Origin of the sequence: Stutzerimonas kunmingensis, from assembly GCF_014764705.1 — a bacterium.
GTDB lineage: Bacteria > Pseudomonadota > Gammaproteobacteria > Pseudomonadales > Pseudomonadaceae > Stutzerimonas.
This window is the reverse complement of sequence record NZ_JACXXG010000001.1, coordinates 249,248-273,848: the sequence shown is the minus strand read 5'-3', so window position 1 is coordinate 273,848 and position 24,601 is coordinate 249,248. Positions and strand designations below refer to the sequence as shown.

General features: G+C 62.8%; 17 protein-coding genes and 1 pseudogene. 7 read left to right on the top strand and 11 right to left on the bottom strand.

Going from position 1 to position 24,601, the window contains the following annotated elements:
* The first annotated feature begins 167 nt into the window (after positions 1-167).
* The 4 genes from IEG05_RS01295 to IEG05_RS01280 all read left to right on the top strand — a co-directional run bounded on the left by IEG05_RS01295 (position 168) and on the right by IEG05_RS01280 (position 4,551).
* Positions 168-1,157, top strand: a complete 990-nt coding sequence (locus tag IEG05_RS01295) for an outer membrane protein assembly factor BamD (RefSeq protein WP_191121523.1) — start codon at positions 168-170, stop codon at positions 1,155-1,157.
* A gap of 116 nt (positions 1,158-1,273) precedes the next feature.
* On the top strand, positions 1,274-1,507 hold the full coding sequence (locus IEG05_RS01290) for a PP0621 family protein (protein WP_014819063.1): 234 nt from the start codon (positions 1,274-1,276) through the stop codon (positions 1,505-1,507).
* The gene (locus IEG05_RS01285; protein ID WP_041015969.1) at positions 1,497-3,089 is read left to right on the top strand and encodes a sensor histidine kinase; all 1,593 of its coding nucleotides are present in this window, start codon (positions 1,497-1,499) and stop codon (positions 3,087-3,089) included. The genes IEG05_RS01290 and IEG05_RS01285 overlap by 11 nt, the downstream gene beginning before the upstream one ends.
* 124 nt (positions 3,090-3,213) lie before the next feature.
* Positions 3,214-4,551: a sigma-54-dependent transcriptional regulator gene (locus IEG05_RS01280; protein WP_191121522.1), complete on the top strand. Its 1,338-nt coding sequence runs from the start codon at positions 3,214-3,216 to the stop codon at positions 4,549-4,551.
* Between the two features lie 77 nt (positions 4,552-4,628).
* Here IEG05_RS01280 and IEG05_RS01275 read toward each other — a convergent pair whose 3' ends face one another.
* Positions 4,629-5,687 carry a DUF2333 family protein gene (locus IEG05_RS01275; RefSeq protein ID WP_046619213.1) on the bottom strand — a complete coding sequence of 353 codons (1,059 nt, stop codon included), beginning with the start codon at positions 5,685-5,687 and terminating at the stop codon, positions 4,629-4,631.
* 215 nt (positions 5,688-5,902) lie between these two features.
* Here IEG05_RS01275 and IEG05_RS01270 point away from each other — a divergent pair, with 215 nt between their 5' ends.
* Positions 5,903-7,498 carry a response regulator gene (locus IEG05_RS01270; RefSeq protein ID WP_191121521.1) on the top strand — a complete coding sequence of 532 codons (1,596 nt, stop codon included), beginning with the start codon at positions 5,903-5,905 and terminating at the stop codon, positions 7,496-7,498.
* A 137-nt stretch (positions 7,499-7,635) separates the two neighbouring features.
* A complete protein-coding gene (locus tag IEG05_RS01265; protein WP_191121520.1) occupies positions 7,636-9,597 on the top strand; it encodes a methyl-accepting chemotaxis protein in 1,962 nt (653 codons plus the stop codon).
* A 55-nt stretch (positions 9,598-9,652) separates the two neighbouring features.
* Here the strand turns inward: IEG05_RS01265 and IEG05_RS01260 are convergent, their stop codons facing one another.
* Positions 9,653-11,932 (bottom strand): YgiQ family radical SAM protein, encoded by a 2,280-nt coding sequence (locus IEG05_RS01260; protein WP_191121519.1) that lies wholly within the window; start codon positions 11,930-11,932, stop codon positions 9,653-9,655.
* Positions 11,933-12,100: 168 nt separating this feature from the next.
* Between IEG05_RS01260 and IEG05_RS01255 the strand changes: the two are divergent.
* Positions 12,101-13,962: pseudogene (locus IEG05_RS01255) on the top strand (diguanylate cyclase domain-containing protein).
* Here the strand turns inward: IEG05_RS01255 and alr are convergent.
* The 9 genes from alr to rnr form a co-directional block, all read right to left on the bottom strand.
* Positions 13,950-15,026: an alanine racemase gene (alr, locus tag IEG05_RS01250; protein WP_191121518.1), complete on the bottom strand. Its 1,077-nt coding sequence runs from the start codon at positions 15,024-15,026 to the stop codon at positions 13,950-13,952. The pseudogene IEG05_RS01255 and the gene alr sit on opposite strands and share 13 nt — an antisense overlap.
* A gap of 131 nt (positions 15,027-15,157) precedes the next feature.
* Complete coding sequence (gene dnaB, locus IEG05_RS01245; protein WP_014819054.1) at positions 15,158-16,552, bottom strand: replicative DNA helicase; 1,395 nt, start codon at positions 16,550-16,552, stop codon at positions 15,158-15,160.
* Positions 16,553-16,655: 103 nt separating this feature from the next.
* Positions 16,656-17,102: a 50S ribosomal protein L9 gene (gene rplI, locus IEG05_RS01240; protein ID WP_014819053.1), complete on the bottom strand. Its 447-nt coding sequence runs from the start codon at positions 17,100-17,102 to the stop codon at positions 16,656-16,658.
* A 21-nt stretch (positions 17,103-17,123) separates the two neighbouring features.
* On the bottom strand, positions 17,124-18,017 hold the full coding sequence (locus IEG05_RS01235) for a YybS family protein (protein ID WP_014819052.1): 894 nt from the start codon (positions 18,015-18,017) through the stop codon (positions 17,124-17,126).
* A 34-nt stretch (positions 18,018-18,051) separates the two neighbouring features.
* Positions 18,052-18,282 (bottom strand): 30S ribosomal protein S18, encoded by a 231-nt coding sequence (gene rpsR, locus IEG05_RS01230; protein WP_003283112.1) that lies wholly within the window; start codon positions 18,280-18,282, stop codon positions 18,052-18,054.
* 28 nt (positions 18,283-18,310) lie between these two features.
* Positions 18,311-18,727, bottom strand: a complete 417-nt coding sequence (gene rpsF / locus IEG05_RS01225) for a 30S ribosomal protein S6 (RefSeq protein WP_003298557.1) — start codon at positions 18,725-18,727, stop codon at positions 18,311-18,313.
* A 179-nt stretch (positions 18,728-18,906) separates the two neighbouring features.
* On the bottom strand, positions 18,907-21,075 hold the full coding sequence (locus tag IEG05_RS01220) for a PAS domain-containing protein (protein WP_046619203.1): 2,169 nt from the start codon (positions 21,073-21,075) through the stop codon (positions 18,907-18,909).
* 167 nt (positions 21,076-21,242) lie between these two features.
* A complete protein-coding gene (gene rlmB, locus IEG05_RS01215) occupies positions 21,243-21,998 on the bottom strand; it encodes a 23S rRNA (guanosine(2251)-2'-O)-methyltransferase RlmB (RefSeq protein ID WP_014819050.1) in 756 nt (251 codons plus the stop codon).
* A complete protein-coding gene (rnr, locus tag IEG05_RS01210) occupies positions 21,995-24,499 on the bottom strand; it encodes a ribonuclease R (protein WP_046619201.1) in 2,505 nt (834 codons plus the stop codon). Before rnr ends, rlmB begins: the two co-directional genes overlap by 4 nt.
* Positions 24,500-24,601: the final 102 nt, after the last annotated feature.

Sequence of the window (24,601 nt, the reverse complement as noted above, 5' to 3'; positions counted from 1 at the left end):
CCGTTGGTAACGGACGGGCCCGGGGACCGCAGATGGCGGAGCGGCCTTTGGTTTCGGCTACACGCTTGTGTTTAAATACGGCGTCTTTGTCCCGGCGCACCGGGGCGCTCATCATAACAGGACGGCTCCGCGCGAGACAGCCAGCCGTCACAGGGACGCAAGCCGCCATGCAAGTGAAACACCTGCTGCTGATCGCCATTCTCGCCCTCACCGCCGCCTGTTCATCCAACGAAACCGTCGACGAGAATCTGGGTGAAGTCGAGCTGTACCAGCAAGCACAGGCCGACCTGGACAACAAGAGCTATACCAGCGCCATCAGCAAACTCAAGGCCCTGGAGTCGCGCTATCCGTTCGGCCGCTTCGCCGAGCAGGCGCAACTCGAACTGATCTACGCCTATTACCGCAACGTCGAGCCGGAAGCCGCGCGCTCGGCGGCGGAGCGTTTCATCCGCCTACATCCGCAGCATCCGAACGTCGATTACGCTTACTACCTCAAGGGCCTGGCCTCCTTCGATCAGGACCGCGGCCTGCTGGCCCGCTTCCTGCCGCTGGACATGACCAAGCGCGACCCAGGGGCCGCCCGCGACTCGTTCAACGAATTCGCCCAGCTCACCAGCCGCTACCCCAACAGCCGCTACTCGCCTGACGCCAAGGCGCGCATGGTCTACCTGCGCAACCTGCTGGCGGCCAACGAGATACACGTCGCCCACTACTACCTCAAGCGCCAGGCCTACGTCGCAGCGGCCAACCGCGGCCGTTACGTTGTGGAGAACTTCCAGGGCACGCCGGCCGTGGCCGACGGGCTTGCCGTGATGACCGAGGCCTACCAGCGCCTGGGCCTCGACGATCTCGCCGAAACCAGCCTGCAGACTCTGGAGCTCAACTATCCGGACCACGCAACGCTCGAAGACGGCAAATTCACCCCTGTCGAGACGGAAGACGACAACCGCAGCTGGCTGAGCAAGGCCACCCTCGGCCTTATCGAAGGCGAGGCTCCCCGTCCGGACACCTCGCGGGCCAATCGCGATGTGCTCCGTCAGTATGAAACGGCCGCTCAGGACCTTCCCGAAGAGCTTCGCCCGGTACTCAAGGAAGCAGAGCAGCAAGGCGAAAAACGCTCCTGGTGGAGCCGCCTGACCTTCGGCCTGTTCGACTGACAGCTGACCGACTTCCGCAGCGCCGTCCTCGCATTCGGCGCGCGCGGCGAAACGGGCCGGCAGTGGCCGGGCTCAATTGATCGCAGGCCACCACGCTTAATCAGGAAGGAATCGATATGGGTCTGTTTCGCCTGCTGTTCTGGATTGCACTGATTGGCGCCGCGTTCTGGCTGTGGCGCCGTTTCGCGCAGAAGAAAGCCGCCCCCAAGCCTCGCCAAACCACCCTGCCAATGGTGCGTTGCGCTCAGTGCGGCGTGCACGTTCCGCAGGACCAGGCGCTGCAGTCGCAGGATCGCTGGTACTGCAGCCGCGCTCACCTGGAGCAGGACAGCACTCCTGGTGGGCACTGAAAACCTCACCTTCTTTGGCGATCAGGGACGGCGGATTCTACGCCTGTACCACCTCTATCGGCTGACTATCGGCCTGGCGCTGGTTCTGCTGATCAGCGCCGACCTGCACAACGACCTGCTGGAGATGAGCAACCCGCAGCTCTTTCAGTACGGCGCCTGGATCTACCTGATCCTCAACATCATCGTCGCCGTGCTGGTGCAGAACCCGGAGCGCGATCTGCCCGTGCTCGGGCTGGCGCTGATGGACGTCATCCTGCTGTCCGGGCTGTTCTACTTCGGCGGTGGCACCCCGAGCGGTATCGGCAACCTGCTGATAGTCGCCGTTGCCATCGCCAACATACTGCTGCGTGGCAGGGTCGGTTTCTTCATCGCCGCGGTTGCTGCGACGGGCCTGATCTACCTGACCTTCTACCTCAGCATTCAACGCCCCGAAGCCAGCAGCCAGTACGTTCAGGCCAGCGCACTCGGCACGCTCTGCTTTGCTGCCGCCTTCCTGGTTCAGGGGCTGGCTCGCCGCCTGCAGGTCAGCGAGACGCTGGCGCGCCAGCGTGCGGAAGAGGTGGCGAACCTGGAGGCGCTCAACGCGCTGATCCTCCAGCGCATGCGTACCGGCATCATGGTGCTGGACCCGCAGGAGCGCGTTCTGCTCGCCAATCAGGGGGCTCTGCAACTGCTCGGCCAGGACTCGCTGGCAGGCGAACGCCTCGCACCGCGCTGCCCGGAATTGCTCAAGGCACTGCAACAGTGGCGAGGCAATCCGACCCTGCGCCCGCCGAACCTCAGGGCAACGCCTGGCGGCCCAACGCTGCAGCCGAGCTTCGCCGCACTACAGCACGGGAACAAGCTCGACACACTGGTGTTTCTCGAAGACATCTCGCAGATCGCACAGAAGGCACAACAGCTCAAGCTCGCCTCCCTCGGCCGCCTCACAGCCAGCATCGCCCATGAAATCCGCAATCCACTGGGCGCCATCAGCCACGCCGCGCAGCTACTGCAGGAATCCGAAGAACTGGACGGACCTGACCGCCGTCTGGCACAGATCATTCAGGATCATTCACGGCGGATGAACCTGGTGATAGAGAACGTCCTCCAGCTTTCCCGGCGGCGCCAGGCCGAACCCCAGCTGCTGGACCTGAAGTACTGGCTGCATCGTTTCGCCAGCGAGTTCCGCCAGGGGCTCGGCCCGCAGCAGACCCTGCATCTGGATACCGTGGGCAGCTCGCTGCAGACCCGCATGGACCCCAATCAGCTGACCCAGGTGCTGACCAACCTGGTCCAGAACGGGCTGCGCTACAGCGGCCAGCAGAATCCGCGGGCGCAGGTCTGGCTCCGCCTGTTCCGTGACGAAGCCAGCGACCTGCCTATCGTCGAAGTGCTCGATGACGGCCCTGGTATCGCGGCCGAGCAACTTCAGAACATCTTCGAACCGTTCTTCACCACCGAAAGCAAAGGCACCGGGCTGGGGCTATATATCTCCCGCGAGCTATGCGAAAGCAACCAGGCACGCCTGGACTACCGCGAGCGCCCCGAGGGCGGCAGCTGCTTCCGCATCGTCTTCGCCCACCCGCGCAAGCTGAGCTGAGCCTCGCTGCCGGCAACACATCACACATCGACCAAAGCGACAGCCACGACACAGCCGGCGGAGTTAACATGCTCCTCAGCCGCAATCCCCGGCGACAATCGCTTCACGAATCAAGAGCAGGACCATGACCGCGCGCCAAAAAGCACTGATCATCGATGACGAGCCGGATATCCGCGAACTGCTGGAAATCACTCTTGGCCGCATGAAACTCGATACCCGCAGCGCTCGCAATCTCAAGGAAGCGCGCGAATGCCTGGCCCGCGAGCATTACGACCTGTGCCTTACCGATATGCGTCTGCCCGATGGCAGCGGCCTGGAGCTGGTGCAATACATTCAGCAACAGCACCCGCAACTGCCGGTGGCGATGATCACTGCATACGGCAGCCTGGATACCGCCATTGGCGCGCTCAAGGCCGGGGCATTCGACTTTCTCACCAAACCGGTGGACCTCAACCGCTTGCGCGAGCTGGTCGGCACGGCCCTGCGCCTGAGGGCGCCCACAGCGGAAATGCCGGTGGACAGCCGCCTGCTCGGCAGCTCGCCACCCATGAAGACCCTTCGCAAGCAGATCGGCAAACTCGCCCGCAGCCAGGCGCCGGTTTATATCAGCGGCGAGTCCGGCAGCGGCAAGGAGCTGGTGGCCCGACTGATTCACGAGCAGGGTCCTCGCAGTGAAAAGCCCTTTGTGCCTGTCAACTGCGGCGCGATCCCGTCGGAACTGATGGAAAGCGAGTTCTTCGGCCACAAGAAAGGCAGCTTCAGTGGCGCCATCGAGGACAAGCCCGGGCTATTCCAGGCCGCCAATGGCGGCACGCTGTTCCTCGACGAGGTAGCCGACCTGCCGCTGCCGATGCAGGTCAAGCTGCTGCGCGCGATCCAGGAAAAAGCTGTACGCGCGGTCGGCGGCGCTCAGGAACTAATGGTCGATGTGCGCATCCTCTGCGCCACCCACAAGGACCTCGCCAGCGAAGTGGCCGCAGGCCGTTTCCGCCAGGATCTGTATTACCGCTTGAATGTCATCGAACTGCGCGTGCCGCCACTGCGCGAGCGTCGCGAAGACATTGGCCTGCTCGCCGAAGCCATGCTTCGGCGTCTTGCGGCGGAGTGCGGTGACAGCAGCGCTCGCCTGCACCCGGATGCTCTGGCCAAGCTGGAAAACTATCGCTTCCCGGGGAACGTTCGTGAGCTGGAGAACATGCTCGAGCGGGCCTACACACTCTGCGAGGGCGATGAGATCAAGGCGGGCGATCTACGCTTGGCAGACAGCCCAGGCGTATCGGAGAACGGTGAAGCCAGACTGGCGCAGATCGACAATCTGGAAGATCACCTGGAAGAGATCGAGCGCAGGCTGATCATGCAGGCGCTGGAGGAAACCCGCTGGAACCGCACCGCGGCAGCCCAACGGCTGGGGCTGACCTTCCGCTCGATGCGTTACCGGCTGAAAAAACTCGGCCTGGACTGAGTGCAAGCCTGGTTAGCGTCGAGCCAGTCAGACACGACGCCAACCTGAGGCTTCCTAAACCCCGCCGGGGGCTCGCCTTACCCCTGCGTCAGCAGGTTGCGCAGATCGATGATCGCCGCATTGGCACGGGAGATGTAGTTGGCCATCACCAGCGAGTGATTGGCCAGCACGCCGTAGCCGCTGCCATTGAGCACCATCGGACTCCACAGCGGCTCCTGAGCGGCCTCAAGCTCGCGGATGATCTGCCGCACGCTGATGGTGGCGTTCTTTTTCGCCAGCACGTCGGCGAAATCAACCTCGATCGCGCGCAGCAGATGTGACAAGGCCCACGCCTGACCACGCGCCTCGAAGAAGACGTTGTCGATCTGCAACCACGGCGTTTCGACGACCTCCTCCTTGACCTGCGGCACGATGCCCGCACGCTCCTGTTCGGGCGCAACATCGGCATCCAGCCGCACCCGGCCAACGCTGGCAGAGAGTCGCTGGGACAGCGAGCCGAGCCGCGTGGCGGCATCGCCCAGCCAGTTGTTAAGGTTGTCAGCACGCGTGTAGAACAGCGCCTTGGGCTGCGGATCGCTGAGCCGAGCCAGGTAGCGGTCCAGGCCGCGAATGGCGTTGCGGTACTCGGACTCGGAGGCCGGCAACGCCCAGCTGCGATTGTCGAAGTTGAACAGCGGCTCGGCCTTGGCCAGATCGGTGTCCTCGGTCGACTGCGACTGCGAGCGGGCGAAGTCCTTGCGCAGCGCACGAGCGAGATCTCGCACCTGCACAAGCACGCCATATTCCCAGCTCGGCATGTTGTCCAACCACAGACCCGGCGGCGCGATATCGTTGCTCAGGTAGCCACCCGGCTTATCCAGCAAGGTACTGGCAACACGCTTGAGCGTTTCCACGGTGGTATAGCCGCTGACCAACTGCCGCTGCGAGGCCTCGGCCGCCTGACGGGCACTCTGCTGTACGGGAAACAGATCGGGTTCGCGGCTCCAGTACCAGCCGAGCACCAAGGTAACCAGCAGGTACACGCCCAGCAGGACGGCAAGAACCAGCAGAAGCGGATTACCCTCCCGCCGTCCGGCTCCGCCGGAAGGGCCACTCGAGCGGCCGAGACGAGCGAAGCGATTCTTCCAGTCCAACATGGGCAATGTGTCCTTCTCGCGAGTTCTGGGGTTCGACCGCACGACGTCGGAGACGTTGCGCTGACATGCCTTTACTATAACGCAGGGCCCCTGCTCACTCAGCGCCAAATTGAGAACCACTACCGCACAGTGGACTTCCAAAGCACCGCCGCAGTGATAGCATGCCGCCACCATAAAGCCAGGGCAGCGCACCCTGTGCACCGGGAAGAATCGCGATGTCGGATCAGGAAGAACTCAAGCAGCATTTCGCCCAGCGGGTCATTCACCAGGCACGCGAAGTGCTGGAAGTTTGGCAGCAACTGCAACGCAGCGAATGGAACGAGGACTACCACGCTGCCCTGACCGAAGCGACGACGCGGCTGCGGCGCTTCGCCGACCGCTTCGAGCAGACCGAGCACAGCGAGCTTGCCCTGAGCATCGAAGATTGCCTGAGCGACATCCGGGACAACCGCGGCCGTCTCTCCAGCAGCACCATCTCCACCCTCAGCCAGCTGATCTACCGTCTGGCGCGTACCGGGTTGCGCCACAGCGATCCGCATAATCAGTCGTTTCTGCCGCCGCTGAGCAAACCGGTGTACATCGCTCTGCAGGATCAGCAGCGCGCCGAACACTTGGTGCGCCAGCTGGACTTCTTCAGCATGTCCGCGCAGGCGTTCAGCAGTGTCGCAGCCTTCCGCACCGCGATGCATCGCCGCCATCCGGCCGCGATCGTCATGGAAGTGGATTTCAACGGTCCGAGCGAAGGGCTGCGCCTCGCCGAGCAGGTCCAACAGGGACTGGAATCGAAGCTGCCGATGCTGTTCTTCAGCCACCTGGAAACCGATACGCCAACGCGCCTTGCTGCGGTGCGCGCCGGTGGCCTGGAGTTCTTTACCGGCACCCTCGACGCCAGCAGCCTGCTGGAGAAGATCGAAATATTCACCCGCACGGCGCACTACGAACCGATCCGCGTACTGATCATCGACGACTCCCGGGCCCAGGCCACCCACACCGAGCGAGTGCTGAACAACGCCGGCATCGTCACCCAGACGCTGATCGAGCCGATTCAGGCCATCGGCGCCCTGGCCGAGTTTCAACCGGACCTGATCATCCTCGACATGTACATGCCCGAGTGCCAGGGCACCGAACTGGCCAAGGTGATTCGTCAACACGAGCGCTATGTCAGCGTGCCGATCATCTACCTCTCGGCCGAGGACGATCTGGACAAGCAGCTCGACGCCATGGGCGAAGGCGGCGATGACTTCCTCACCAAGCCGATCAAGCCCAGTCACCTGATCGCCACCGTGCGCACCCGCGCGACCCGCGCCAGAAGCCTGAAGGCACGCATCGTCCGCGACAGCCTGACCGGGCTCTACAACCATACCCACAGCCTGCAACTGCTTGAGGATGCTCGCTTCCGTGCGCGGCGCGACAACAGCCCGCTGAGCTTCGCCATGCTGGATATCGACCACTTCAAGCAGGTCAACGACACCTTTGGCCATCCCATGGGCGACCGGGTGATCAAGAGCCTCGCGCTGTTCCTGAAGCAGCGTTTGCGCAAGACCGATCACATCGGCCGCTACGGTGGCGAAGAGTTCGCCGTGGTACTGCCGGACACGCCGGCGGACGCCGCCTGCAAGGTACTCGACGAGATTCGCCAGCGCTTCGCGGAGATTCGCTTTCCAGCCCAGCCCCACGACCTCAGCTGCACCTTCAGCTGCGGTATCACCGAGCTGGCCGGCGGTGCCGAGGTCAAGACGCTCACCCAACAGGCCGACGAAGCGCTGTATCGCGCCAAGCACGGGGGTCGCAATCGCGTCGAACGCTACTGACACGACGGATACACCAATCGCCACGCCAGGCAGCGCCTCGCTGAGGCGGCGACCAGGCAGGCCTGCGCTCGCTGTAACGCGAATGACATCAAACCGCCATACCTTGCAAGCCTCCTGATTCGTTCTGCGAGGCGAGGATGCGCCTGAAGTCGCTCACCACTCTCAACACCCTGCTACTCATTGCAGTCTGCCTTGCCCTTGGGGCCACGCTCTGGTGGTCCGAGCGCGCCATGGAGCGCCCCTACCTGCTCATGGCGCGTTACCTGGGACTGTCTCAACATTTCCAGCATCAGGCAGCGGAAAACATTCAGGGCTATCTCGCCAGCGGTGACGCACTGCGTCATAGCCAGGCGCAGCAGGCGCTCACCGATCTCCAGCGCGACGTAATCGAACTTCCGGATGGTCTGGCGGAAACGCTACGCCCGAGCCTGGAAGAGCTGGTCCGCTTCACCGCCACCGACCTGCTCGCGGCCGGCAAGCTCGCCGGCGATCCGCAGGGCTTGCTGCTGCAGGCAGAACGCGAAATGGCCGGAGCGCTGTCGCAACTCGACGACTACCAGGCGGAAGCCGATCATCCGAGCGCGCGACACTATCAACAGCCTCTTTTCTCGGCCGGGCAACAGCTGCTGCGGCTCAGCCACGCAAGGGGAAAGCTGGTCGCCTCCGGCCGGGATGAACTGGCCAGCGAAGTGGAGCAGACCCTGCATAACCTCGAACAGGACGCCGCAAAACTCGAGGCACTACCGTTACTCGGCGTGCTCGCAGCCGAGCAGTCGGCCGCGAGCAATTTCGCCGCCCTGCTCGACCTCGGCGATGCCGCGAAGCAAACCAGTGAAGACCAGGGCGTTGCGCTCAAGCGCGAGCTGACCAGCCTGATCAAGCGCTACCCGGCCGAACTGCAGCGCACCCGGCAGCTGATCCGCCAGCGCAGCGAGCTGCTGCAGAGCAGCGCCGGCAAGATCGATGCCGTGCAACAGGCCCTGGCCGAGCTGGAGCCGGCGGTACGCGCCGAGCATGGCCGTATCCAGGCCGAGGTGCGCATACTGCAGGGCGGCATCATCCTGCTGATCCTGCTGATCGCCCTGGCCATCGATCGTCTGCAACGCCAGCTGACCCGAGCTCTCGGGCAGCTGGTGCCGGCACTTTCGGAATGGGCCGAGGGAGACTTCGCCAGCGATGCACGGATCGAGTCGAAGATCCGCGAGATCGCCGATATCGAAAGCTCGCTCAATCGCCTGCGCAGCTACCTGCTTGGCCTGGTCGGAACCTTGCGCCAGCAGGCGACCCAGGTCGCCGCCAGCAGTCGAAGCCTCGACGAAATGAGCACCGACCTGCACGAAGGCGCCCAGCGCCAGACCGGCGATACCGCACAGATACGCGATTCGCTGAGCGAACTGGAGGCCACCATCCAGCAGGTCGCCGATGGTGCCGGAGAAGCCGCCGAGGCGAGCCGCGCTGCGGCGCGCGCCGTGCATCAGGGTCAGCAGGTGATCGGCCAGAGCCTGACCGGCCTGCATGGGCTGGTCAGCGAAGTGCAGGACAATGCGGCGGCGATCGAACGCCTGGCCGACGAAACCACCACCATCGGCAACGTGCTGACGGTGATCCGTGCCATCGCTGAGCAGACCAATCTGCTCGCGCTGAATGCCGCCATCGAGGCGGCCCGCGCCGGCGGTCATGGCCGCGGTTTCGCCGTGGTGGCCGACGAGGTGCGCTCACTGGCGCAGCGCACCAGCGGCGCCACCGAAGAAATCCAGCAACTGATCGGTAGCCTGCAGCTGGCGGCACGGCAGTCGGTCGAGGCGATGCGCAGCCAGGTCGAGCATGCGCAAAGCACGGCGAACCTCGCCGAAAGTGCCGATCAGGCACTGGACGAGATCGTCTCGACCATCGCCACCATCAGCCGCATGGCCGAACAGATCGCCCAGGCGACCGCCCAACAGGGCGAAGCAGTGGGCGAGATTCGCGGACACAGTGAGCGTATCCACCAGCTCGGCGACGCCAACCTGAATCACATCAGCCGGGGGCGTGAGCAAAGTGCGCAGATGCTGCAGCTGGGCAGCGAGCTGGATCGCGCGACCCAGGCGTTCAGGTTCTGAAAAAGAAAACGGAGCCTGGCGCTCCGTTTCCTTATGCCGGCAAGCCTCCCTAGCGCTAGCGGGGTGCGACCGGACGCTGCGGCTTACCACCCTTGCCAGTCGGCTTGCCGCTCTTTTCCGCCTTGCGCCGGGCCTCGGCCGCGGCCTTGGCCTGCTCGCGCTTGTCCCAGGCGTTGCCGTCGTGGCTGCGTGGCGGCAGGCCGTTGTGCTGGGTGAGGATCTTGCCGCCCTGCCCGGCCTTCTTGCTGCCGACTGGCGTCGAGTTCTTGCGCCGCGCGCTCTGGTAGCCCTCGGTGGCCGGCTGGTGCGCCGGGATCAGCTGGTGCTTGCCATTGCCGATCAGGTCGGCGCGGCCCATACGAGTCAGCGCCTCACGCAGCAGCGGCCAACCCTTGGGGTCGTGATAGCGCAGGAAGGCCTTGTGCAGGCGCCGCTGCTCCTCGCTCTTGACCACGGTGACGCCTTCGCTCTTGTAGGTCACCTTGCGCAGCGGGTTCTTGCCGGTGTGGTACATGGCGGTGGCCGAGGCCATCGGCGACGGATAGAACGCCTGCACCTGGTCGGCGCGGAAACCGTTGGCCTTGAGCCACAGGGCGAGGTTCATCATGTCCTCGTCGGTGGTGCCAGGGTGCGCGGCAATGAAGTACGGGATCAGGTACTGCTCCTTGCCCGCCTCTTTCGAGTACTTCTCGAACATGCGCTTGAAGCGGTCATAGGTGCCGATGCCCGGCTTCATCATCTTGTCCAGCGGACCACGCTCGGTGTGCTCCGGCGCGATCTTCAGGTAACCGCCGACATGGTGGGTGACCAGCTCCTTGACGTACTCCGGCGACTCGACGGCGAGGTCGTAGCGCAGGCCGGAGGCGATCAGGATCTTCTTCACGCCCGGCAGTGCACGCGCCTTGCGGTACAGCTCGATCAGCGAGCTGTGATCGGTATTGAGGTTCTCGCAGATGCCGGGGAACACGCAGGACGGCTTGCGGCAGTGCTTCTCGATTTCATGGCTCTTGCAGGCCAGGCGATACATGTTGGCAGTCGGCCCGCCGAGATCGGAGACCACACCGGTGAAGCCCGGCACGTTCTTCATCTCCTCGATCTCGTGCAGGATCGACTCGTGGGAGCGGCTCTGGATGATGCGGCCCTCGTGCTCGGTGATCGAGCAGAAGGTGCAGCCACCGAAGCAGCCACGCATGATGTTCACCGAGAAGCGAATCATTTCGTAGGCCGGAATCTTCGCCCCGGCATAGGCTGGATGCGGCACCCGCGCATAGGGCGCGGCGAACACGTAGTCCATTTCCTCGGTGGTCAGCGGAATGGGCGGCGGGTTGAGCCACAACTCACGATCATCGTGACGCTGGACCAGCGCACGGGCGTTACCGGGGTTGGTCTCCAAGTGCAGCACGCGGTTGGCGTGGGCATACAGCGCCGGGTCGTTGCGCACCTTCTCGAACGACGGCAGGCGGATCACCGTGCGATCACGCTCGAGTTTCGGGTGCGGCAGCAGCTCGACCGGGCGGGCTTCGTTCGGGTCGTCCTGCGGACCCTTGTCCTTCTCGATGGCGCAGGCGGACAGGTCCTGCGTATTGACGTAGGGATTGATGATCTTGTCGATCTTGCCCGGACGGTCGATGCGGGTGGAGTCGATCTCGAACCAGCCCTCGGGCGTGTCCTTGCGGATGAACGCGGTGCCGCGCACGTCGGTGATCGCTTCGATCGGTTCGCCGCGGGCCAGGCGCTGCGCCACCTCGACGATAGCGCGCTCGGCGTTGCCGTAGAGCAGCACATCCGCCGTGGCATCCATCAGGATCGAGCGACGCACCCTGTCCGACCAGTAGTCGTAATGGGCGATGCGCCGCAGCGAGGCCTCGATGCCGCCAAGCACCACCGGAACGTGCTTGTAGGCCTCCTTGCAGCGCTGGCTATAGACCAGGCTGGCGCGATCGGGCCGTTTGCCTGCCAGGCCACCCGCCGTGTAGGCGTCATCGGAGCGCACCTTGCGGTCGGCCGTGTAGCGATTGATCATCGAGTCCATGTTGCCGGCGGCGACACCGAAGAACAGATTCGGCTCGCCGAGCTTCATGAAGTCGTCTTTGCTGTGCCAGTCCGGCTGGCTGATGATGCCGACGCGAAACCCCTGCGCTTCGAGCAGTCGGCCGATGATCGCCATGCCAAAGGACGGATGATCGACGTAGGCATCACCGGTGATGATGATGATGTCGCAGGAATCCCAGCCGAGCTGATCCATCTCCTCCCTGCTCATTGGCAGGAACGGCGCCGGACCGAAACACTCGGCCCAGTACTTGGGATAGTCGAACAATGGCTTTGCGGCGTGCATGGCGGGGAACCGGGACAACGAAAACGGGCGCGGAATATAGCACAAAAAATAACCAAGTCCGACCATCACGCAGGGTCTTTATCGACCTCCGCGACGGGCGCGCGAAGTGTCACTGCCGCCCGCTATACTCGCGCGACTCAACCATTGCTTCGAGCCCGGGAGTGTCTGGTGCGCGTCGTCCTTTTCGCCTTGCTCCTGAGCCTTTGCAGCCAGGCCTCCGCTCATGCCGAAACCGCCCTCCTGAGTGCCAGTGACAGTGGCCGCGGACTGAATGCCCACGTCACGCTGCTGGCCGATCCCGGAGCCGAGCTGAACATCGACGACCTGCAACGCCCGGACGTACAGACGCGCTTCGTGCCAGCCGAAGGCAAGGCCAGTGTCGGACAGAGTCCGCATCCCTGGTGGATCCGCGTCAGCCTGCAACGGGAAAGCGATGCACCATTTCGATGGTGGCTGGAAGTCGGGTCGGTAACCCTGAAAGACCTGCGCATCTATTTGCCGGACGGCAACGGTGGCTGGATCGAGCGACAATCCGGCGAACTGGTCGGGTTCAACGAAGGCCGCGATCATGCCTATCGACGCATGCTGTTCAGGCTTCCGCTACTCGGTGACAGCCAGCCGGTGACCTTCTACCTGCGCAGCTACGACCCCGCCGGCAACTCCTTTCCGCTCAAGGTCTGGCAGCTCGATGCCCTGCAGGAGCAGGCGGTGGGCGAAAACCTGTTTCTCGGCCTGATCTACGGCGTCATCCTGGCGATGCTGCTGTACAACCTGTTCATCTATCTCAGCCTGCGCGACAGCGCCTATTTCTGGTACGTGGTGACCACCACCGGCGCGTTGCTGATGATCCTGGCGATGACCGGCCATGGCTTTCAGTACCTCTGGCCGAACGGCCCGGTGCCATTCTGGCTCGACCACATCAGCATCCCGGCACTCTGGGGGTTCAGTGCCTGCCGCTTCACCCAGACGCTGTTGCAGACACGCCAGTTCGTGCCCTGGGCGCATCGCCTGCTGACCTTTGCCTTGACGCTGTATGTCACCGCCGTGCTGCTCAACGCCTTCGGCTGCCGCGCGTTCGGCGCCTGGGTATTCGTGGCGCTGGCGCTCACCGCGATTCCCGCCTCGCTGTGGGCTTCGTTCCGTCGCTGGCGCCAGGGCTATTTCCCCGCACTGCTTTATCTGCTCGGCTGCGGCGTGATCCTGGGTAGCGTCAACCTGCTCCTGCTGCGCGCCACAGGTGTGGTTCAGCCCGCGGCCTGGAACGCCTACCTCTTTCCGCTGGCGGTGACCGCAGAATCCATTCTGTTCTCCTTCGCGCTGGCCTACCGCAGATCCTCAAGCAGGAACGGGCAGCAGCGCTGGAGCATGCCGATCAGGAAAAGAGCGCGCGACTGAGGCAGGTTCAGGCCAGTGCCGAGCAGCTCAGCCTGGCAGTGGAAACCCGCACCGCCGAGCTCGCCGAAGCCAACCGGCATCTCAGCGAACGAGAAGTCGAACTGAAGCAGGTCGCTTTTCACGACGCACTGACCGAGCTACCCAACCGGCGCTATCTCATCGAGCGTGTCGAGATGGCGTTGAGCGATGCCCGACGCCGCGGTGAATCCATCGCCCTGCTGCTCATCGACCTGGACCACTTCAAGCCCATCAACGATGGCCACGGCCACGATGCCGGCGATCTGCTGCTGCGTACGCTCAGTCAACGCCTGCGCGACCTGGTGCGCAGCAGCGACATGGCGGCACGCCTGGGTGGGGATGAATTTGCAGTACTGCTGACCGGCCCGAATGTCGAACAAGACGCCGCCCAGATCGCCGAGCGGCTGCTGCACGAGCTGTCGCAGCCGGTGCCCTACCGCGACGCCACGCTGGCCGTCACGATTAGCGTTGGCGCCGCATTCTTTCCACGCCATGCCGACAGATTTTCACAGCTGTACAAAGCTGCCGACGAGGCCCTCTACCGAGCCAAGCATCAAGGGCGCGGGAACTGGGTCCAGCAGGAAGAGCAAGCACGGCCCGCCGATCAACCGATGTAGCGGCGCGGTACACGCCCGGTCACCTTGGTCAGCAGCTCGTAGCCGATGGTCCCGCAGGCCTGGGCCAACTCGTCGATTGGCATCTGCGCGCCCCACAACTCCACGGCATCCCCTACCTGCGCCTGCGGCAGATCGGTGAGATCCACCGCCAGCATGTCCATCGAGACCCGGCCGGCCAGCGGCACGCGCTGGCCATGAATCACCACCGAGGTGCCCGAAGGCGCGGTACGCGGGTAACCATCGGCATAGCCGCAGCTGACCGTACCGATACGCGAGGCGCGTTGCGCGACCCAGCTGGCGCCATAGCCGACACTTTCACCTTCGGACACATCACGCACGGCGATCAGGGCACCGGTCAGCGTCATCACCGGGCGCAATCCAAGTTCCTGCGCACAAAGTTCGGCGAACGGCGTGGCGCCATAAAGCATGATGCCGGGACGAATCCAGGCCATATGTGCCTGCGGCAACGCCAACACCGCGGCAGAGTTGGCCAGCGAGCAGTTATCGAACTCCAGGGCCAGCAATTCGCTGTAGCGCTCCAGCTGCAACTCGGTCAGGGCATGACCGCGCTCATCGGCGCAGGCGAAGTGGCTGATCAGGTTGAGTTCGCCAACCTGTGCCTTGCCCCTGAGCCGCGCATGGCATTCGCGCAGGCCGTGCAGGGTGAAGCCCAGCCTGTGCATGCCCGAATCCAGCTTCAACCACACATTCAACGGCCGATGCAGATCGGCCGCCAGCAACCAATCGGCCTGACGCTGATCCTGGATGGCAACATCCAGCCCAAGCTCGGCGGCGCGCAAATACTCAGTCGGCTCGAAACAACCTTCAAGCAGCAAGATGCGGGCATCGGGCGCACTGAGGCGAACCTCTTCCGCTTCTTCCAGGCAGGCCACGGCATAGCCGTCGGCAATCTCGCGTAGCGCCGTAACCGCTTCCCGTGCGCCATGCCCGTAGGCATTGGCCTTGACCACGGCAAACGCCTGGCGCTGCGGGGCGCATTGCTTGGCGAGCAGGTAGTTGTGACGAAGCGCGGTCAGATCGACCGTGGCAACCAGCGGACGCATGAAGTTTTTCCTGTACAACGGCGGGTGGGCGAAATCTTACTCCTGTGGACCGGGCCGCGCAGGCTGGCGTTCGGCTGAGTCGGGCGGCAACAACATACAGCCCGCCGTCAAAAACGCCACAGCAGCTACGCTTACTCGTCGTCGAACTGGTAGCTGCCCGGTGCCAGGTTCTCGAAGCGTGAATAGCGGCCGAGGAACGCCAGACGCGTTGTGCCGATCGGCCCGTTACGCTGCTTGCCGATGATAATTTCGGCGACGCCCTTGTACTCGGTTTCGGGGTGATAGACCTCGTCCCGGTAGACGAACATGATGATGTCGGCGTCCTGCTCGATTGCCCCCGATTCACGCAAGTCGGAGTTCACCGGGCGCTTGTTGGGGCGCTGTTCGAGCGAGCGGTTGAGCTGCGACAGGGCGATCACCGGACAGTTGAATTCCTTAGCGAGGCCCTTGAGCGAGCGCGAAATCTCGGAAATCTCGTTGGTCCGGTTGTCGCCGCTCGAGCCTGGGATCTGCATCAGCTGCAGGTAGTCGACCATGATCATGGCGATCTCGCCGTGCTCACGGGCCAGGCGCCGGGTCCGCGCACGCATCTCCGACGGGCTGATGCCGGCGGTATCGTCGATGAACAGCTTACGGTCGTTGAGCAGATTCACCGCGGAGGTCAGCCGCGGCCAGTCGTCGTCCTCAAGCTTACCCGCGCGGACCTTGGTCTGGTCGATGCGGCCGAGCGAAGCGAGCATACGAATGACGATGGAGTCCGCGGGCATTTCCAGGGAAAACACCAGTACCGCCTTGTCGGTGCGCAGCACGGCATTCTCGACAAGGTTCATGGCGAATGTCGTCTTACCCATGGACGGACGACCGGCAACGATGATCAGGTCAGCCGGTTGCAGTCCGTTGGTGGCTTCGTCGAGATCGGTAAAGCCGGTGGACAGGCCGGTGATCGCCTCACCCGCATTGAAGAGGGTGTCGATACGATCGATGGCTTTGACAAGGATGTCGTTGATGCCGATCGGTCCGCCGGTCTTGGGCCGCGCTTCGGCGATCTGGAAGATCAGGCGCTCGGCTTCGTCGAGAATTTCTTCGCCGGTACGCCCCTGTGGCGCGTAGGCGCTGTCGGCGATCTCGTTGCTGATGCCGATCAGCTGGCGCAATGTGGCGCGCTCGCGAATGATCTGCGCGTAGGCCTTGATGTTCGCCACCGAAGGCGTGTTCTTCGCCAGCTCACCGAGATAGGCCAGGCCGCCGACCTGCGGCAGGTGCCCTTCCTTGTCCAGTTGCTCGGACAGGGTGACCACGTCGAACGGCGAGTTGCGCTCGGCCAGGGTGAAGATGGCGCGGAAGATGAGGCGATGATCGTGGCGATAGAAATCGCCATCGGATACCTGATCGAGCACGCGCTCCCAGGCATTGTTGTCCAGCATCAGGCCGCCAAGCACCGCCTGCTCTGCCTCGATGGAGTGCGGCGGTACCTTGAGCGCTGCGGTTTCCAGATCGTATTGCTGGGGGACACTGATGTCGTTCATGGCACTCGGAATTCGAAACTACAAAAAAACAAAGGGCACGTTCCACTCGCGTGGAAACGTGCCCGATGTTACTCGTCAGGCACCAGCGGTGCCAGACGATGGCTTAGCCGGCTACGACGATCAGCTTGACGGTCGCTTCGACGTCGGTGTGCAGGTGCACAGCTACGTCGTACTCACCAACCTGACGGATGGTGCCGTTCGGCAGACGGACTTCGCTCTTCGCTACTTCAACGCCAGAGGCGGTCAGTGCGTCGGCGATGTCGTGAGTGCCGATGGAACCGAACAGCTTGCCCTCATCGCCCGCGGTAGCGGTGATGGTGACTTCCAGTTCGGCCAGCTGAGCGGCGCGAGTTTCGGCAGAAGCCTTACGCTCGGCAGCAGCTTTTTCCAGGTCAGCACGACGAGCTTCGAACTCGGCGATGTTGGCTGCGGTAGCAGCAGTAGCCTTGCGCTGCGGCAGCAGGTAGTTGCGACCGTAACCAGACTTGACATTTACCTTGTCGCCCAGGTTGCCCAGGTTTGCGACTTTTTCCAGCAGGATGACTTCCATTTGAGTCTTACCTCTTAACTTTTAACCTTCACCGTTCGCAGGTCCCGCGCCATTCTTACCGGCTGCGCGACCACGAAAATCAAACAGACTGTCGACAATGGCCAAAACGGCCAGTAACGGATAAATCAACTGCATGAACAGCACCAGCGTGACGTACAGCCCCACCAGCCAGAATCGCGGCAGACGCCCCTGAGCCACCAGCCCGTGCATTAGCGCGATACCGGCAAACACCAGCGGTACACTGCACAACGGCGTCAAAACCGCCAGCTGCGCACCCAGGTTCGGTCCAAGCAGCATGCCGACCAGCAGCAGCACCGCCAGCAGTGGCGGGAACCGCAGCGTACGAAACTCACTGCCGAAACCGCCCGGGTTGTACAACGCTGCCTGCCAGTAACGACCAAGCATCAGGCTAAGCAGGGTGACGACCTGCAGCAATGCAGCCAGAAGGCCGGTCAGTACCGGTGCCAACAAGGACTCCAAGCGTCCGCGCTCCTCCACCGAAAGCTGCTGATAAGCGCCTGACAATGCATCAGGCAACACTTTCTGCAGTTCGCTGGCCAGCGCCGCAATGGGCTCGCCGAACACCGCACCGAGTGCCCAGACATACAGCAGTCCAAGGCCCACACTGCACAACATCACCCGCACCCACGAAGCCTGACTGCGCAGCAGTAACGCCAGCCCCAGCGAGCCCAGCAATACCAGCAGGGTTCGCGGATCGCCGAAGTACCACCAGGCCAGTGCCGGCAATACCGCCCAGACCAGCACACCCAACGCATCGTTGAGGCCACGGCGCAACAACACCAGGCTGCCCGCGGCTGCACTCAGCCAGAACAACATGGGCAACGCTGCAGCACCCGCCACCACGAAGATGGCTTGCATACGGCCGCGCATGATGAACTCAGCCAGGGCACGCATGCGATTTATCCTTTACTTCTGTCGACCAGCCGGATCAACGGCCGTGGCTGTCGGTGTAGGGCAGCAGGGCCAGGTAGCGGGCGCGCTTGATAGCGGTAGCCAGCTGACGCTGATAACGTGCCTTGGTTCCGGTGATACGGCTAGGAACGATCTTGCCGGTCTCGGAGATATAGGCCTTCAGGGTGTTGAGATCTTTGTAGTCGATCTCTTTCACGCCTTCGGCGGTGAAACGGCAGAACTTACGACGACGGAAAAAACGTGCCATGAAATAGGCTCCTCAATAGATCCGTGGATTACTCGTCAGCGTTGTTATCGCTGTCACTGTCGCTCTCGTTAGAGCCGTCAGTGTTGTCAGGGCGATCACGACGCTCGCGGCGCTCGCTACGGTTTTCCTCGGCCTTGAGCATTTCAGACTGTTCGGTCTCGGCTTCGTCGCGACGAATGATCAGGTTACGGATGACGGCGTCGTTGTAGCGGAAGTTGTCTTCCAGCTCGGCCAGGGCCTTGCCACTGCACTCGACGTTCAGCATCACATAGTGAGCCTTGTGCACGTTGTTGATGGCGTAAGCCAGCTGACGACGGCCCCAGTCTTCCAGGCGGTGAATCTTGCCACCGTCTTCTTCGATCAGCTTGGTGTAACGCTCCACCATGCCGCCGACCTGCTCGCTCTGGTCCGGATGAACCAGAAAGATGATTTCGTAATGACGCATAATTGCTCCTTACGGGTTGCAGCCTGCCGACTAAGCGGTCAGGCAAGGAGTGAATGACTTGTTGTCTTGCTTGCAGGTAGGCGCGCAAACGCCTGCCGTCCAGGCAAGGGGCGCCATTCTAGAGAAGGGCTGACAGCGGCGCAAGGCGAACTGGTGAATATTTAACCAGCTTTAGACATTCAGTTGCGCAGCGCTGCACGCTCGGCGCGAATACCATCGAGCAGCTCGCGAACCTGGTGGATATCGTACGGCTTCAGCATGGTACGCAACTGATCGAGGCCCACATCCGAAGCATTGACCGCATAGCCCGAGGCGATCACCAGCGATAACCTCGGGTGACGCGCACTAGCTTCACGCGCCAGATCGATTCCGCTCATCCCGGCCAGGCCGACATCCGTCAGCAGCACGTCGAAAGGCTGCTGCCCCAGCGCCTCCAGGGCCTCTTCCGCTGTCTCGCTTGCGACGACCTGATGCCCTAGCTCCATCATCACTTCACCGGTAAGCATGCGCAGGGTCGGGTCATCCTCGACGAAGAGGATCTTCAGACTGGCATCATCGGCCGCCGGGTTTTCCACGACATCGTCAGGCTGCGGGTCGCCCGCCACCGCTTTGGCCGGACCTGCCGAGAGATCACCTCCCGCGCCCTGCCGCTGCCCGTCATCGACGCAGCGCGGCAAATACACATGCACAGCGGTACCATCGCGCTCGCCGCTCTCCAGCGTAACGAAGCCACCGCTCTGCTTGACGAATCCATAAACCATGCTCAAGCCGAGACCGGAGGCATTGCAGTCCTGCTTAGTGGTGAAGAAGGGTTCGAATGCCCGTGCGCGCACGTCGTCACTCATACCGCCGCCCTCGTCGATGACACTGAGCAGGACGTAATCGCCACGCGAGTTGCCAGGCGCATCCTCGCCCAGCTGGCGATTCTCCAGACGCAGCACCACACGTCCGCTACCCGCCATCGCATCGCGCGCGTTGGAAGCGAGGTTCAACACTACGCTCTGCAGATTGCCGACATCGGCGAACACCGGCCATGGCTCGCCCAGCACCTCCAGCTCCAGCTGTACCGCCGACCCCAACGCCCCATTTAGCAGCTCGTGCATCTGCTCAAGCAGCTCCGGCAAGTGCACCTGGCGCGGCAACAATGGTTGGCGGCTGGCGAAAGCCAGCAGCTGCGACGCCAGACGCGCACCCTTCTCGACCCCGCTGACAGCCGAGTCCAACCGTCGCGCTGCAGTCTGATCGCTACCGAGACCACGCCGTAGCAGCTGCAGGTTGCCTCCGATGATCTGCAGCATGTTGTTGAAGTCGTGCGCGATGCCACCAGTCAGCTTGCCCACTGCCTCCAACCGCTGAGCCTGCTGCAGGGCCTGCTCAGCCACCTGTCGCTCGGCCTCACTTTGCTGCAGCGCCAGGGTTCGCTCACGGACCAGCTCTTCCAGGTGATCGCGATAACGCTGCAGCTCCGCCTCGTTGCGCTGCTGCTCGGTCACATCCTGCCCTTGAACGAAGATGCCAATGACCCCGCCGTCGTTCTCGACGATCGGCTGCAAAACGAAATCCAGAATCGCTTCCTGTGGCTCCTTGTCCGGATACCGTCTCAGGAACAGCGATACACGTTTGCCGACATACGGCTGACCGGTGCGATAGACCTCGTCGAGCAGACCGATGAGGGCCTGCCCCTCGATCTCGGGCAATCCCTCGCGAACCGTCTTGCCAAGCAGCTGACGGTGCCCGGTGACCTGCCGATAGGCATCATTGACCAATTCATATACATGATCAGGGCCGCGCAGAAAGCAGACGAACCCAGGCGCCTGCGCGAACAGACGGCGCAGCTGCTCGCCTTCGGACTGCAGCAGCCTGGCACGGGACATTACGCCTTGCTCCAACTGCTGCAAGGGCTGCCGACCGGCTGCCGCCTGACTCAACGAGTCTTTCATTGCCTGCAGCTCGGTAATGTCCGAGGTGTGCTGCAGAATCGCAACGACCTCTCCCTGCTCATCCAGGATTGGCGTGTGCGTGGCGCTCCAGTAACGATCCTCGTAAACCGGGCCAAGCGGCGTTTGTCGCGCGATGGAGTAACGAATCACCGGCAACGTATCGACCGCCTTGCGGCTGAGCACCCGCGCAAACGAATCGAGCAACTCTTGCACTCGGGTCATCTCGGGACTGAGCGGATCGGCAGCGAAAGCTTCATGAAGGCGCTGACCCTGGATATCCGTCAGCTTTCGCCCGGTAAGCGTCAGGTAAGCGGCATTCGCATCCAGAATGACCAGATCACGATCAAGCAGGACATAAGCATTCGGGGATAGCCGGAACAGACTTTCGAAAGACGGGCGCTGCTGCATACAACCTCCATGGTACGAGCCTGACGCCGCGTAACTAACCCAGCAAGGCTCCGGCAGCACCCGGAGCCCTCAAGCAAAATATGACGAGAAGCCGCTCTCCGCGGACGGGCCTGGACACCGATTGACCACAAAAAGGTCAATCGGTTTCAGATCAGCAGGTCAGGCGTTCAGCCAGCGACCTTGGCGCTCTTGCGCTGACGCAGCGCCTCGAACAGGCATACGCCGGTCGCCACAGAAACATTCAGACTGCTGACGCTGCCGGCCATGGGCAGGCGCACCAGATAATCACAGTGTTCACGCGTCAGGCGCCGCATACCGCGACCCTCGGCGCCCATGATAAGCACGATGGGCCCGGTGAGATCCTGATCGTAGAGTGATTGCTCAGCTTCGCCCGCCGTCCCCACGACCCATAATCCACGCTGCTGCAGCTTCTCCAGCGTACGCGCAAGGTTGGTCACGGCGACCAGCGGAATCACTTCCGCCGCACCGCAGGCAACCTTGCGAACGGTGGCATTGAGAGTGGCCGATTTGTCTTTCGGCACGATCACGGCGAGCGCACCGGCCGCGTCCGCGGTGCGCAGACAGGCACCGAGGTTGTGCGGATCCGTCACACCATCCAGCACCAACAGCAGCGGCGGGCCATCGGCGCGATCAAGCAATTCCTCGAGCATGGCCTCACCCCATACCTGACTGGGACTCACCTCGGCGACCACACCCTGATGCACGCCTTCGACCCAGGCATCCATCTCCCGCCGCTCACACTGCCCGACACTCACACGTGCCTGAGCAGCCAGCTCAATCACCATCTGGGCGCGCGGATCGCCGCGCCCCTCTGCCAGCCATACCTGCTTGACGCGCTTGGGATGATGGCGCAGCAATGCCTCGACAGCGTGCAGGCCGTAGATCTTTTCCAGCTGACTCATGACTTGGCCTTGCGCTTTCTGGCACCGCCACTCGAGCCGGTGGGTTTGTCACCTGACTTGGCTGCAGATTTCGGCTTGGCCGAGCCTGATCGCGACTTGCTCCCGCCCGCCGCCTTCTCGCTCTTGCCCTTCCTGCCGCCCTTCGCCTCGGCGAGCAATGCCTTCTTCAGCTCTCGACTCTTGCGCACATCGGCATTGCCCGGCTCGCGTCCACGGCTCGCACCGTCACGCTGCCCCGGAGCAGACTTGGTACCACCACCGATCAGCTCGAAATCGATCTTGCGCTCATCCAGATCGACGCGCATGACGCGCACCTCGACGCTGTCGCCGAGACGGAAACTGCGCCCACTGCGCTCACCGGACAACCGGTGGTGCAACGGATCGAAGTGGTAGTAGTCGCCCGGCATGGCAGTGACATGCACCAGCCCTTCTACGTAGATGTCTGTCAGCTCGACGAACAGGCCGAAGCCAGTCACCGCAGTAATCACACCAGGGAAGGCCTCGCCGACACGATCCTTCATGAACTCGCACTTAAGCCAGTTAGTGACGTCGCGGGTAGCTTCGTCGGCGCGTCGCTCGGTCATCGAGCATTGCTCGCCCAGCTGCTCCAGCGCGGCTTCGTCGTACGGATAGATTCGCGCCTTGGGCATGCTGGTAGCGCCTTCGCGGCGCACATGAGGCGTGTCTCGACGGGAGCGGATGACACTGCGAATGGCGCGATGCACCAGCAGATCGGGATAACGCCTGATTGGCGAAGTGAAGTGGGCGTAAGCCTCGTAGTTCAGGCCAAAGTGACCATTGTTCTCGGCGCTGTATACGGCCTGACTCAGCGAGCGCAGCATGACCGTCTGGATCACATGGAAATCCGGGCGCCCCTGAATCTGCTCCAGCAGCGCCTGGTAATCCTTCGGCGTCGGACCTTCCTTGCCCTTGTGCAACGAGAGACCCAGTTCACCGAGAAAGGCGCGCAGCTTTTCCTGGCGCTCCAGCGGCGGCGCATCGTGGACACGATAAAGCGCTGGGATCTCATGCTTCTGCAGGAATGCCGCCGTGGCGACGTTGGCGCAGAGCATGCACTCCTCGATCAGCTTGTGCGCATCGTTGCGCTCGGTCGGCTTGATCTCGGCGATCTTGCGATCGGCACCGAAGACGATACGCGTTTCCTGGGTCTCGAAATCGATCGCGCCGCGAGTATGACGCGCCTTGAGCAGCACCTTGTAGAGCGAATAGAGCTGCTTGAGATGCGGCAACACTTCGGCGTACTCCCCGCTCAGCCGCTTGCCTTCGGCTGACTTGGGCTGCTCCAGCATCGCGCTGACCTTGTTGTAGGTCAGTCGCGCATGGGAATGAATCACCGCCTCGTAGAACTGGTAGTCGGTCATCTTTCCCGACTTGCTCAGCGTGATCTCGCAGACCATGGCCAGGCGATCGACCTGCGGATTCAGCGAACAGAGCCCGTTGGAAAGCTGCTCGGGAAGCATGGGCACCACCCGCTCAGGGAAGTACACCGAGTTGCCGCGAACCACGGCCTCCTTGTCGAGCGCCGAGTCGACCTTGACGTAGTGCGACACGTCGGCAATGGCGACATACAGGCGGAAACCTCCTGTCAGGAGCTTCCAGCCGCCAGGCTTCTCGCAATAGACCGCATCGTCGAAGTCGCGCGCGTCTTCACCATCGATGGTCACGAACGGTAGATGGCGCAGATCGACGCGCTTGTGCTTGTCCTTTTCCTCGACCTCGGGCTTCAGCCGGGACGCTTCCTTCAGCACCGCTTCCGGCCAGACATGCGGGATATCGAAGCTGCGTAGCGCCACGTCGATTTCCATGCCCGGCGCCATGTAGTTGCCGATCACCTCAACGATGTCGCCCTGCGGCTGGAAGCGCTGGGTCGGCCAGTGAGTGATCTTGACCTCGACAAACTGCCCCGGTTTGGCGTCGAGCGCGCGGCCCGGCGTCACCAGCACTTCTTGCTGGATTTTCGGGTTGTCAGGAATGACAAAACCGACGTCGCTCTCAATGTGGTAGCGACCAACGATGCTTTCGTGCGCCCGACTGATCACTTCAACGATCGCGCCCTCACGACGCCCACGCCGATCAAGCCCGGCAACGCGCGCCAGACAGCGGTCGCCGTCGAACACCAGGCGCATCTGCGTGGGGCTGAGAAACAGGTCATCGCTGCCGTCATCCGGGATGAGAAAGCCGAAGCCGTCGCGGTGCCCACTGACGCGACCGCAGACCAGGTCCAGCTTGTCCACCGGGGCATAGGTGCCGCGCCGGGTGTAGATTAGCTGACCATCGCGCTCCATCGCTCGCAGGCGGCGACGCAGCGCTTCGATATCTTCTTCGGACGCCAGTCCGAACTCTTCAACCAGCTCTTCGCGGGCCGCCGGGGAGCCGCGCTCACCGAGATGCTGGAGAATCAGCTCGCGACTGGGAATGGGGTTGTCGTACTTTTCCGCTTCACGAGCGGCCTCGGGATCGAGGGATTGCCAATCGGCCATTAAGAGATGTCACCTTTCATTCATTTATAGGGCCAGAACGCCCTTCTTCTATTGAAGCGCGAATCGCTCCCGGACGGCAGCTTTCACGCGAATTATTTTTCG

What these genes read in the sequence shown, in the direction of transcription:
- IEG05_RS01295 (WP_191121523.1), top strand. Translation starts at nt 168, where the DNA reads ATGCAAGTGAAACACCTGCTGCTGATCGCCATTCTCGCCCTCACCGCC.
- IEG05_RS01290 (WP_014819063.1), top strand. Translation starts at nt 1,274, where the DNA reads ATGGGTCTGTTTCGCCTGCTGTTCTGGATTGCACTGATTGGCGCCGCG.
- IEG05_RS01280 (WP_191121522.1), top strand. Translation starts at nt 3,214, where the DNA reads ATGACCGCGCGCCAAAAAGCACTGATCATCGATGACGAGCCGGATATC.
- IEG05_RS01275 (WP_046619213.1), bottom strand. Translation starts at nt 5,687, where the DNA reads ATGTTGGACTGGAAGAATCGCTTCGCTCGTCTCGGCCGCTCGAGTGGC.
- IEG05_RS01270 (WP_191121521.1), top strand. Translation starts at nt 5,903, where the DNA reads ATGTCGGATCAGGAAGAACTCAAGCAGCATTTCGCCCAGCGGGTCATT.
- IEG05_RS01265 (WP_191121520.1), top strand. Translation starts at nt 7,636, where the DNA reads ATGCGCCTGAAGTCGCTCACCACTCTCAACACCCTGCTACTCATTGCA.
- IEG05_RS01260 (WP_191121519.1), bottom strand. Translation starts at nt 11,932, where the DNA reads ATGCACGCCGCAAAGCCATTGTTCGACTATCCCAAGTACTGGGCCGAG.
- alr (WP_191121518.1), bottom strand. Translation starts at nt 15,026, where the DNA reads ATGCGTCCGCTGGTTGCCACGGTCGATCTGACCGCGCTTCGTCACAAC.
- dnaB (WP_014819054.1), bottom strand. Translation starts at nt 16,552, where the DNA reads ATGAACGACATCAGTGTCCCCCAGCAATACGATCTGGAAACCGCAGCG.
- rplI (WP_014819053.1), bottom strand. Translation starts at nt 17,102, where the DNA reads ATGGAAGTCATCCTGCTGGAAAAAGTCGCAAACCTGGGCAACCTGGGC.
- IEG05_RS01235 (WP_014819052.1), bottom strand. Translation starts at nt 18,017, where the DNA reads ATGCGTGCCCTGGCTGAGTTCATCATGCGCGGCCGTATGCAAGCCATC.
- rpsR (WP_003283112.1), bottom strand. Translation starts at nt 18,282, where the DNA reads ATGGCACGTTTTTTCCGTCGTCGTAAGTTCTGCCGTTTCACCGCCGAA.
- rpsF (WP_003298557.1), bottom strand. Translation starts at nt 18,727, where the DNA reads ATGCGTCATTACGAAATCATCTTTCTGGTTCATCCGGACCAGAGCGAG.
- IEG05_RS01220 (WP_046619203.1), bottom strand. Translation starts at nt 21,075, where the DNA reads ATGCAGCAGCGCCCGTCTTTCGAAAGTCTGTTCCGGCTATCCCCGAAT.
- rlmB (WP_014819050.1), bottom strand. Translation starts at nt 21,998, where the DNA reads ATGAGTCAGCTGGAAAAGATCTACGGCCTGCACGCTGTCGAGGCATTG.
- rnr (WP_046619201.1), bottom strand. Translation starts at nt 24,499, where the DNA reads ATGGCCGATTGGCAATCCCTCGATCCCGAGGCCGCTCGTGAAGCGGAA.